Annotated in this window: 6 protein-coding genes; all 6 read left to right on the top strand. The window is 65.8% G+C overall.

Translation table 11 applies throughout. The features are described from left to right. The first annotated feature begins 75 nt into the window (after window positions 1-75). The 6 genes from wecC to FS770_RS12140 all read left to right on the top strand — a co-directional run bounded on the left by wecC (window position 76) and on the right by FS770_RS12140 (window position 12,067). Entirely contained in the window at window positions 76-1,323 is a 1,248-nt protein-coding gene (wecC, locus tag FS770_RS12165) for a UDP-N-acetyl-D-mannosamine dehydrogenase (protein ID WP_145012242.1), read from the top strand. A 95-nt stretch (window positions 1,324-1,418) separates the two neighbouring features. Beyond that, window positions 1,419-5,870, top strand: a complete 4,452-nt coding sequence (locus FS770_RS12160) for a glycosyltransferase (protein WP_145012239.1) — start codon at window positions 1,419-1,421, stop codon at window positions 5,868-5,870. Next, the gene (locus tag FS770_RS12155) at window positions 5,867-6,223 is read left to right on the top strand and encodes a hypothetical protein (protein ID WP_131332923.1); all 357 of its coding nucleotides are present in this window, start codon (window positions 5,867-5,869) and stop codon (window positions 6,221-6,223) included. Before FS770_RS12160 ends, FS770_RS12155 begins: the two co-directional genes overlap by 4 nt. Continuing rightward, on the top strand, window positions 6,214-8,928 hold the full coding sequence (locus tag FS770_RS12150) for a glycosyltransferase (protein WP_244944918.1): 2,715 nt from the start codon (window positions 6,214-6,216) through the stop codon (window positions 8,926-8,928). The genes FS770_RS12155 and FS770_RS12150 overlap by 10 nt, the downstream gene beginning before the upstream one ends. Window positions 8,929-8,933: 5 nt before the next feature. Further along, window positions 8,934-10,862 carry a heparinase II/III domain-containing protein gene (locus tag FS770_RS12145; RefSeq protein ID WP_145012236.1) on the top strand — a complete coding sequence of 643 codons (1,929 nt, stop codon included), beginning with the start codon at window positions 8,934-8,936 and terminating at the stop codon, window positions 10,860-10,862. After that, complete coding sequence (locus tag FS770_RS12140; protein WP_145012233.1) at window positions 10,859-12,067, top strand: hypothetical protein; 1,209 nt, start codon at window positions 10,859-10,861, stop codon at window positions 12,065-12,067. Before FS770_RS12145 ends, FS770_RS12140 begins: the two co-directional genes overlap by 4 nt. The last annotated feature ends 10 nt before the right edge of the window (window positions 12,068-12,077 follow it).

Here is a 12,077-nt window from a genome sequence, read left to right as displayed (position 1 = left end):
GAATTCCCGTTGTCTCGAACGAGAACCACGCGTGCGCCCGCACGGGGCTGCGCGCCGATCAGATGAGGTGTGTCAATGAGTGAACCGCTGGAAGTCGTCTTCGTGGGGCTGGGCTACATCGGCCTGCCCACCGCCGTGGTGATGGCGAACCACGGGGTGCGGGTCCACGGTGTGGACGTCAACGCCTCGGCGGTCGAGCGGATCCAGCGCGGTGAGGTCACCATCGTGGAGCCCGGTCTGGAGGAGCAGCTGAAGCAGGCCGTGAACAGCGGCCGACTCACCGCCACCACCGAGATGCAGCACGGTGACGCGTTCGTGATCGCCGTGCCCACCCCCTTCAAGGAGAACCACGAGGGGGACCTGACCTACATCATGTCCGCCGCGGAGTCGATCGCCCCGCAGCTGCGCGGTGACGAGACCGTGATCCTGGAATCCACCTCCCCGCCGCGCACCACCGAGAAGCTTGCGGCGAAGATCATGGAGCTGCGCCCGGACCTCTCCCAGGACGGTGCGGACGGCAAGCCGATCGTGCACTTCGCGTACTGCCCCGAGCGCATCCTGCCCGGCAAGGCCCTGGAAGAGCTGATCACCAACGACCGCATCATCGGCGGCCGCACCCCCGAGGCCGCCCGCCGCGCCCGCGAGGTCTACGCGTCCTTCTGCGAGGGCGAGCTGCTCGTCACGGACGACGTCACGGCGGAGATGTCCAAGCTCACGGAAAACAGCTTCCGTGACGTGAACATCGCGTTCGCCAACGAGCTCTCCCTGATCGCGGACAACCTGGGCATCGACGTGTGGGAGCTCATCGAACTGGCCAACCACCACCCGCGCGTGAACATCCTGCAGCCGGGCCCCGGCGTGGGCGGGCACTGCATCGCGGTGGACCCGTGGTTTATCGTGGCCGCGGACCGGGAGAACTCGAACCTGATCCGCACCGCGCGCGAGGTCAACGACGGCAAGCCCAAGTGGGTCATCGGCCAGGTGGAGCAGGCCTGCTCGCACATCGACTCCCCGGTGATCGCGGCCCTCGGGCTCGCGTTCAAGGCGAACATCGACGACCTGCGGGAGTCCCCGGCCATGAACATCACCAAGGATCTCGCGGAGCACGTCAGCCACGCGACCGTCCTGGCGGTGGAGCCGAACGTCTCCGAGCTGCCCAAGGGCCTGCAGGGCCTGCCCAACGTGGAGTTTGCCGAGTACCAGGACGCCATCGAGCGCGCGGACGTGGTTCTGCTGCTCGTGGACCACGACGAGTTCAAGGCCCTGCCGGCCACCGCACTCAAGGGCAAGGCCGTGGTGGACACCAAGGGGTTGTGGCGCTGAGCCACTGACGCGAGGGCGGTGGGAGCACCGTCCCCGCCCCCGCATCGTCTTCTCGCGCCTCCCCCCGGCGCGCCGTATCCCCCAGGAGCACCCCCATGCATCCAGACGAACGCCGCGACCCAGCCCGGTTGCGGGAACTGGTGTACCGCCAGGTCGCCCGGGATCCGCGTGGCACGTTCGATCAGCTGGAAGCAGCACAACGCAGGATCCGGTCCCTGGAGGCCGCGGTCGCCACGGACCGGTCCCGGATCGAGAAGCTCACCGCGCAGAACCGCACATTGGCCGCCTCGTCGACGACTACGGAGGAGCGGGCGTCGGAGTCCGGCGCGGAACCCGCCGGCGAGGGAACCAGGGCCCCGGTCGACGACGTGGCGCCGACCGACGACGGTACGTCGGCGGCCGCCACGAGCCCGGCAACCCGGGTTCACGACGACGCCGCGGCCACCGGCCCGTCGAACCAGACGCCCCACGCGTCGTCGGCCGGTACCGAGCCGACCGCAGAGGTCGAGCCCTGCCTCGAGGACGTCCTGGCCATCCTGGAGGCCGAGCCCATCGCGGCGCACTTGTCCGCTGCCCTCAACCGGCTGTGGTACCGCGAAGGGGACATCACGCGTGCGGCGGAACTGGTCGACCGCCACTGCGGCCTGCTGCCGGATCTCACCGAGAAACAGCGCTACTTGACCGACCGCATCCTGGGCACCGCGGCACTGGACCGCACTGCGGCACGACTCGTGCCCCCGCGCTCCCGCGGTGCGGCGTACCTGCCCGAGCGGCAACGCATCCTGTACTGCGCGTACTCCACGCCGATCTTCCATTCGAACGGGTATAGCGTGCGCACCGAGGGAGTGGTGGCCGGGCTGAAGGCCGCCGGCGCTGACGTGACCGTGATGGGGCGCTCGGGCTATCCGTGGGACATCTCGACTGCGCGCGCCAAGCCTCGCAAGCGGCGCCACGTGGAAACGCGCAACGGCGTGGACTGGGTGCACATGCCGGAAGGCAACATCAACCACCTCGCGCCGGACGTCTACGTCAATGTCGCGGCCGATGCCGTGGTGCGGCAGGCCCGGTTGCTGCGCCCGTCCGTGATCCACGCGGCGTCGAACTACCTCAACGCGCTTCCGGCGCTGGTCGCCGCCCGGCGGCTCGGCGTGCCGTTCGTGTACGAGGTGAGGGGTTTGTGGGAGGTCACGGAGGCCTCTCTGAAACCGGGATGGGACAAGACGCAGCGGTATGTGAATCAGGCAGCCATGGAGACCCTGGTCGCTCGTGAGGCAGATGCCGTGCTGGCCATCACGCAGGAGGTCGCGGACGAGCTCGTGCGCCGTGGGGTGTCCGAGAACAAGATCACGCTGCTGCCCAATGGTGTGAACACGGATGAATTCCTGCCGCTGCCCCGGGATACCGGCTACGCCGCGAAACGCGGGATCCGCACGGATGTGCCCGTGATCGGGTTTGCGGGCTCGCTCGTGGCCTACGAGGGTCTGGACACGCTGCTGCAAGCGGCCAACATCCTGCGCGGGCGCAAGGTGGACTTCCAGGTGGTGATCGCCGGCTCCGGTGGGGTGTACCCCGACCTGAAGAGTTATCAGGTCCGCAACAAGCTGCAGTCGCGAGTGAAATTCGTAGGCCGACGGCCCGCGAGTGAGATCGCCCGGTTCATGAGCTGCGTGGACATCGTGGCGTGCCCCCGCACCAGCTTGCCCGTGACGGAGATGGTTTCGCCGCTCAAGCCACTCGAGGCGTTCAGCGCAGCCAAACCGGTGGTGCTCTCGGACGTCTCACCGCACCGTGCACTCGTGGGTGCCGTGGAGGGGGAGAGCGCCGGGCCGCGCGGTCTGCTGAGCCGAGCCGGGAACCCCAAGTCCCTCGCGAACGCGCTGCAGAAGCTCATCGAGGATCCTGAACTGCGCGTGTCGCAGGGGCAAGCCGGCCGTCTGTGGGCCGTGGACGAGCGGCAGTGGAGGAACCTCGGCCCGGTGGTCCGTCGGGTCTATGCCCAGGCCACGGCGGACCACGACGCCCTGGCACACGGTGGCCGGTCCCTCAAGGATCTGCGGATCGGTCTGATCGCGGACGAGTTCACCACGGAGACCCTGCGCCGCTCGGCCACGATCATCCCGCTGGGCCCGGCCGATTACGCCGAGCAACTGGCCGGCGAGAACCTGGACCTGGTGTTCGTCGAATCGGCGTGGTCGGGCAACGGCGGTGTATGGCACCACAGGGTGGGGTACTACTCGGACGAGGAGCACACGCAGCTGCGGGACCTCCTCGCGCGATGCCGCCACGCCGGGATCCCCACCGTGTTCTGGAACAAAGAGGATCCGGTGCACATCAACCGGTTCCGCAGGACCGGGGCGCTGTGCGATCACGTGTTCACCACGGACGCGGACATGATCCCGGAGTATCTTCACACAGCGCGTTTCCTGAGCGGCGGTCGCGCCGTTACGTCCTCTTCCCTGCCCTTCTATGCCCAACCCGCGATCCACAACCCCCTCCCGGGTGCACGGGCGCCGGAGGACACCATTGCCTATGCCGGGACCTACTACGGGCAGCGATACCCCGAGCGCTCCCAGCAGCTCGAGCAATTGCTCGGCACGGCCAAGCCGTACGGGCTGGCCATTTACGACCGGCAATTGGCCATCCCGGACTCACCGTACCGATTCCCACCCGAGTTCAGGCAATGGGTGCGGGGGGCATTGCCCTACGACGAGGTGATCGACAGCTACCGCGCGCACGTGGCCAGCCTCAACGTCAATTCCGCCCCGTACTCACCCACCATGTTCTCCCGCCGGGTCGTGGAGATCGCGGCGTGTGGGGGAGCGGTCCTCTCGAGCTGGGCGCGGGGCATCACCGAGACGTTCGACGATGGCATTCCCTGCACCAACAATGCGGCATACGCCAAGGCTCTTCTGGGGGCATGGAGCGCCGATCCGGAAGAGCGGTTGCGCGAGGTGTGGCTGCAGCTGCGCACGGTCTTGCGCGCGCACACGGTGGACACAGCCCTGGTGATCCTCGCACGTACCGCGGGTCTACCGGTCGAGGCGTTCTCGCTGCCACGGTGGGGTCTCACCGCGCGCCCCGAACAGGTCCCGGGGATCCTGCGTCAATCCGTCCTGCCCAGCACGGTGCGGTTGACGGACGACGACGCCGCTGCCCGCGCCGCGCTCGAGGCGCACGGCGTACGCGTGCTCGGCTATCGCGAACCCTATCTCCACGACGTCGAGTTCTGGGCGTACCCGCCCGAGGACCCTGCACGGACATGGGCGGAGGACCTGCTGCAGACCACGCGCTGGGGATACTGGGACAAGATCGCAGGGCGCTCGCGCGGGGCGGACGAGGATGCTCGAGTGTTCGCGGTTCCCGGTACGAACACGCACGATGCCTGGGGAATGCTTCGGGCGACCCTCGTGAAAGACCCGGACATGTCGTTCCGTGCCGTGGACTCGGCCGCCACCCTCACGGTGACGCTTCCGCCATCGGACGAGCCCACGCGTCAGCTCGTGGCCACCCCGTCCGGTGAGAGTGCGGTGGAGCGTGCCGGCACGATCCTCGTGGCGGGACACGACCTGAAGTTCATCTCCTCGTGGCTGAATCACCTTCGTGCCACAGGGGCACGAGTGCTGGTGGATCAGTGGGACAACCACGCGCATCACGATGAACAGCGCTCCGCGGAGCTGCTCGCGGAAGCGGACGTGGTGTTCTGCGAATGGGGTCTGGGCAATGCGATCTGGTACTCGGAACACGTGAACGACCACCAGCGGCTGATCGTGCGGGTTCACGCGCAGGAATTGCGCGGGCCCTACCTGCGCCGGATCCGGCACGAGCAGGTGTCCCAGTACGTGTTCGTGAGTGATCTCATGCGCGAGGCCGCGATCACGAGTCACGGGCTTCCTCGCGCCACGTGCACGGTGATCCCCAACGTGGTCCGCACGGCGGACCTGGCCCGTGACAAGCACGAGAGCGCGCTGAAGACCGTGGGGTTCGTGGGGATCGTCCCTCAGTTGAAACGGCTCGACCGCGCCGTGGATCTCATGGAGCAGCTCGTAGCCGTGGATCCCGAGTTCTCGTTGCGGGTCAAGGGTAAGCGTCCCGAGGACTACGAGTGGATGCACAAGCGACCCGAGGAACTCGAGTGGTACCGGGCGTGCTACCGCCGCGTCGACGAGCTCAATCAACGCGCCGGCAGGGAGGTCATCCGCTTCGACCCGCACGGCAACGACATGGCCGAGTGGTACCGGGGTGTGGGATACGGCATCTCGGTGAGCGACCACGAGTCATTCCACCTGACCCTCCCGGATGTCGCAGCATCCGGCGGTGTTCCCGTGTCCCTGGACTGGCCCGGTGCGGATCTCATCTATCCCAGGGAATGGCTGGTCCCGTCCGTCCACGAGATGGCGCAACGCATCCTGGATCTCTCGCGAGACCCGGAGACGCGCCGTTCGTTCAGCCACAACGCACACGACTTCACGACATCCACGTTCGACGCCGCCGACGTCCATGAGCAGTTGGACCGCGCCCTAGCCCCCATCGGAGGCCCACGATCATGAATGCGCACCCGACCCCAGTGGGCGCCGCCGCCGACCACGCCGACGCGGTCGATGTCCTCAGTGACCTTCTGGCCCAACAAGCGCAGGAAATTCGCCGACTGAGCGAGGAGCTGGTGGCCAGTTACGAGAAGGAGATCCGGTTCTTCCAGAACCTCGAGTCCCGGGACGAGCAACTGAAGACGCAGGAACGGACCTACCTGAAGAAGGTGTGGTGGTTGGAGTCCGAACTCCGTAAAACGCGTGAGGAGCGGGACACTGCCCGCGAACAGTGGGAGCGCACCAGGGCCTCGCGCACCTTCAGGCTGCAACGACGCGTGTGGAAGCTGCGGAAGGCGGTGCGGTCATGGCGATGAACATGGACCAGGTGAAGCGACGGCGTGCCAAGGTTCGCACCCGGATCGAGGAACTCCAGTTGAGGGAAGCCACGGCTGCAACGGACCGGCACTGGTTCCGCTCCCGGGCGTTCAAGGACTACGCGCGCCGTAACCGCGCGGACCGGTTGAACCCGGTGATCACGCAGGAGCAGTATCCCGAGTGGTTGTCACACAACGGGCGAGCCGAGCAGGTCCGCGACCTCGTGGAATCCGTGGCGGGGCTGCCCGATCACGCCGGTACCCGTGTCTTGACCCCGCACCCGGCCCGGGTGGCCATGATCGCGGACACGTTCCTGTACGAGACGTACGAGGGCACGGCGAACATCACGTACGTGACACCGGAGAACTTCCGGGACGTGGCTCGCACCAGCGATGTGCTCATCCTGACATCCACGTGGCGGGGCCGGTTCGAGGACTGGCACGGCACCACGGCGTCCGCGGGGCTCGTGCGCTCCGAGGTCATCCCGGCCTTCCGCGCACGCGATGTGCCCGTGATCTTCTACTCCAAAGAAGACCCGCCCAATTACGCCCGGTTCCGTCCCCTCGCCCAGGAAGCGGACGTGATCTTCACCTCCGCACAGGAAATGATCCCGAGCTACGCCGCGGATTGCCCCGAGGTGGGGGACATCCGCCCCCTGACCTTCGGTGTCAACCCCCTACTGCACACGCCCGTGGGATCCCGGCGGGTACGCCACTCCGAAATCTTGTTCGCCGGGTCCTGGCTCTCTCACAAGTACCCCGCAAGACAATCGGCGGCGCGGTTCCTGTTCTCGGGCGTCCTGGATGCCGGACGGGATCTGTTGATCGTGGATCGGAACTCGTCCCTGGGCGATCCCAAGTACTTCTACCCCCAGGAGTTCGTCGACCACGTGGGCCCAGGGCTGGGCCACCGTGAACTCATGAAGGTCCAACGCAGCGTGGACGTCCATCTCAACCTCAACTCGGTCACCAATTCCGGGACCATGTACGCCAACCGAGTGGTGGAGCTGCAGGCGATGGGCGCGTTCGTTCTCTCCAACTACTCACTCGCCGTCAATGATCGTTACCCCGAGGTCCAGCTGATCGACCGACCGCGGGAGGTACCCCTCATCCTGGACGGCATGACGGGGGAGCGGCTCTACCGCGCACAGTCCGACGGTTTGCGGCGCGTGTGGGAACACGACACGGCGTGGCAGCGCATGTCGGACATGCTCTCCGCCGTGGGTGCCCCCGTCGCGTCCTTGCACGAACGAGTGGCGGTCGTTCCGGACGGTGACACCACGATCGACCACGCGCGTGAGATCGCCGACACGCAGACAGCACTCGTGAGCGTCCTCACTCGGGGCGAGTTGGCGCAGCGCCGGGACGACTTCGACGTCGTCGTGCCCGTGTCCGCCGATCATGACTACGCGAGCGGCCACGTGCGCGACCTGCTCAACGTGTTCCGGTACGCGGACGTGGACGTGGCCACGAAGAACGGCTTCGAGACGAACGGCGGGATCACGAGCCTCGACGATCACGAGCTCACGGGCCGGGTTCGCAGCAGTGCTCGCAGCGGCCTCCGCGTCCAGGCGGATACCCCGGTGCTGCAGACGTGGCTTGACTCCGGGCGGATCGAGGGGCGGGCCTACAGCACCGCGCCGTTCGGCGCGGGGCCCCGGGTTGGCGAGCGCATCGAGGTCACGCTCACCGACGCCCCACAGTTGACCGTGGTGGTCCCGGTGTTCAACAACGGCAAACACCTGGTCTCCAAGTGCTTCCGCTCCCTGGAACGCTCCACGATCTTCAGGGACATGGAGATCCTGCTCATCGACGACGGCTCCACCGATCACGACACGGTGCTCGCGGTGCGCGAACTCGCGGCGCGGTACGACAACGTGCGCGCCCACTTCTTCGAGACAGGCGGATCGGGCAGCGCGTCCCGGCCGCGAAACGAGGGACTGAAACTCGCGACGGCGCCCTACATCACGTACTTGGACCCGGACAACGAAGCGCTCAACGATGGGTTCCGCGTGTTGCTGGAGACCGTCCGCGAGCTCGGGGTGCAATTCGCGATCGGGGACATGATCAAGCTCTCCTCGTACCGCCGGCACGTCCCGAACGTCAAAATCCTGACGAAGAACCTACCGGAGGATCCCACGGGCGGTCTGATGGTCCCGGAGGACGCCCTGCAGCGGATCAACTTCCAGCCCATGAGCATCCAGGCACTCGTGGCGAACACGCAATGGTTGCGCGCCATCGGTCTGCATCAACCGGTGGGTGCCCTGGGCCAGGATTCCCTGGCGTTCCAGCAGATGCTCCACGGGGCCAGGCGGATCGCTACGGTCCGCCTGCCCATCCACGTCTATTACGGGGCCGTGTCCAACTCGATGATCAACACGGTGGGGCCGAGCCTGTTCCGCAAATACCTACCCCTGGAGCACTACCGGGCGGAGTGGCTCCGACGGGAGGGGCTGTACGACGCCTATTGTCATACCCGGGTGGACGCATTCTTCGACGGGTGGCTCGTGAACAAGTTCAACCGTTTCGTGCCCGCGGAGCAGAAGGCCGAGTGTCGCGCGTTGCTGGACGAATTGTGCGCGCTCTACGAGGTTGAACTCACACACGACGACCCGCAGGAACCGACGTCGCCACTGCGCGTTGTACCCCGGCCCGCGGAGGAACAACTCGCGCCCGCGGATGTCCTCGTCGGCGCGGAAAGCTGACCCGCATGGTGAACCTCGACGCGGCTCGGCGACAGGCGCTGGGCACCCACTTCCGTCCATCAGCCGATGAGGACGCCAAGGTCAACGATCTCAAGGCGGGCCGTCTCACCATGGCGCCGCACAAAGCGTGGTCGCTCCCGGAAGAACCCACCTGGCGGGAAAACCCTTTTCAGGACAACAACTGGCAGTTCCAGTACCACATGCTGCGGTGGCTGGATCCGCTCCGGCGCGCCGCCAACCGCGGAGATGTCGAGGCGGCGCAACGGTGGGAATTCTTGGCGCATTCGTGGATCACCACCAACCCACCGGGCGCGGGACAGACGCGGTGGTCGTGGATTGACATGAGCGACGGCATTCGATCCATGGAACTATGTCACGGTCTCACGGTGGTGGGGGAGCAGGAGTGGCTCCTGAGCTCTCTCCACGACCATGTGGCCTGGCTATCCGAACCCTCCCATCTCAAACGGGGTAATCACGGATTCCACCAACATGTGGGGCTGTTCGTACTGGGCGTGGTATTGGAAGATCCTGAGGTGACCGAACTCGCGCTCGAGCGGCTCTTGGACCAGCTCGCGGCGGCCTACGACGAACAGGGCGCGAATGAAGAGGGTTCTCTCGGCTACCACCTGCAAAACTACGAGTGGTGGAACGATGCTCTGAGACGCCTGGATCTGGAGGGGATTCCCCGCCCGGAACTCTCGCATCGACTCGACCTGGCACCGCAGCTGTTGGCCCACGCGACGAGTCCGTTGGGACGATTTGCCCGGATCGGGGACACCGACGGCGGCAATCCCCGCAGGATCAACCACCCGCTCACTCGTTTCGTGGTCACTCAAGGGCGAGAGGGAATCAAGCCCGATTCGACCACCGCTATTTACGACGCCGGCTACGCCTTCCTTCGCAGCGGTTGGGGAGAAGAACGCCCGTATGAGGACGAGACGTTCGTCACCGCGGTATGGGGCAGACAGGACAAAGTCCACGGCCACCGCGACGGTGGATCGGTGACCTTTGCTACCGACGGTGTGCAGTGGATCGATGACTCCGGCAAGTACTACTACGGAAAAAGCCCCATGCGGGACTACGTGGTGGGCAGGGAAAGCCACAATGCCGTCGTAATGCCTGGAAGAACGTATCGAAAAGATACCGAGGTCCCCTTGCTGGACCGCGTGGAGACCGGTGAGTACGTGGACCTGAGCTTCGGAGACCCCGGGTATAGCGACGTCGGGATCCATCGGCGGGTCATTTATCTCAAAGCCCGGCGGCAGCTTCTCGTTCTCGACTCGGTGGCAGCGCCGGACGCCACCGCGGTGGAACAGCGTTGGAACTGCGGCCGCGACGTGCGCGCCCAGCGTCTGAGCACGGGTTTCATTCTGCGCCACCAGGACAAGAGCATTCACGTGACTACCTTGAGCGGTGGCACAACGGAAATTCGACGCGGCGTGAAGGGTCCCCTGGCGGGTTGGACGTCCACGGGATGGCGGAAAGCTGCGCCCGTGGATCAGGTGGCCGTCACCGGGCAGGGACCCTCGTGTTTCTTCCCGACTCTGATCGGCCCGTGGGACGAGGCAGCGGTTGACGTGCTCGGCTCCCGCATGACGCCTGATGCATTGCACGGACGGGTCGAAGACGTGATCCCGTCCGCGCTACTGGCACGGGATCACACGGTTTCAGTCGTCGAACACGCCCAGGACAACACCGGGATGGAGGTCACCGTATCCCGCACGGAACGCGGCTTGGTACGGGCTGTCGTCAGAGGTGGCGGGCCATTTTACGCGTTCTACCTCGTGCGGTCGGATGGCTCCGTCGAACGGGCGCCCTACAGCCGACGTGCGTCTCGCACGTTCCACACCCCGGACACGGAATCGTGCCGTATTCGCGTGTTCTCCCGGGATGAGACGAAGACGATCAACGCCAGGATGGTGACAGCGGCATGACCCTGATTTCCACAACCGATCCCATGTCGCCGGCCTCTCCCGCCCACACCTCCACCCTGGTGACGATCGAGACGGTGTTCTGTGACGTAGAGACGGTGACTGGGCGCATTGAGGAATACTTCCATCGCTACCGTTCCACCCTCCGCAGCATCCTCGCCCAGGACATACCGGACGGGGTGGACGTCCTCCACACCGTTTACGTCTCCTCGGACAAGCTGCACATCGCCCGCCGGATCGAGGCAGAAGTCGCGGCGGTGGGGGCGCCAGCGGGTCTGCGGGTGAGCGTATTCATCTATACCCATCCCACCGGCGGCTACGGACATCTCTCCACCTCGCACGTGGACATGGCAATGGCGCCCAACAAACAATGGCCTCGCCGCGAGGCCATGTCCCGCCGAGCCCACGAGAACGTGCATCTCGCCGGATACGATCTGGTGGTGCGGATGGGCATCGATGACGACGACGTGTTCGCGCCGTGGCACATCCGCAATGTCCTGGGGGTGGCCACCGATCTCTTAGATCGATCGACCGACCCGACCGAGGTCCTGGCGGTGGGCCTCGAACGCTGCTACCTGATTCGGGCGGATCCGGACGGTCATCTGGTTCGTGACGTCGACTTCATCCGCTGCATGAGCGGTAACAAGTTCTTTGCCCACCGAGGCGGCGCGGTGTTCGACCCCTGGCAGCAATCCGTATGGTCTCTCCCGGAGACTTTCGATACCGGGCGTGCCGAAACCTTCCGACGCATGGGAACCACCCTGACCCGGGTGCGCGGCAACCAACCGAGTTTCGGCTACGTCCGACGAGGCCGCAACTTATCCGTCTCCGATAAGGATGCATATGTCCAGCTCGAGCATAGCCGGTTCGTGACGACTCGCGGCGTCGACTTCATTGGACAATGCCCACAGCCGTCGTCTGTGGGCACCACCACGGGTACTGAGCTGTTGCCGGCGGAACTCACCGTAACGGCCCGACGACTTGAGTCGGGCGCAATCAAGTATGCGACGAACGCCCGGTATACCCACGGGCCCGACGCCGCGGTTGCGTACTACTTCCTCAAAGGCAATGACCGTGTGCACGCCGTGCCGTATTCCCGCACTCACATCGGTGAAGTGCAGCTCGATGACGAACGAGTGCGGGTTAAGGTCTTCGTTCGATTAGGGGACCGTGTGGTGGCAACGAAGACGACCGGTTACACGGTGTGAGGAGAAAATC

It is taken from the genome of Kocuria salsicia (assembly GCF_007681555.1).
Classification (GTDB): Bacteria; Actinomycetota; Actinomycetes; order Actinomycetales; family Micrococcaceae; genus Kocuria; species Kocuria salsicia.
Note: the sequence above shows the minus strand (reverse complement) of the source record. Positions and strands in the feature narration are given on the sequence as shown.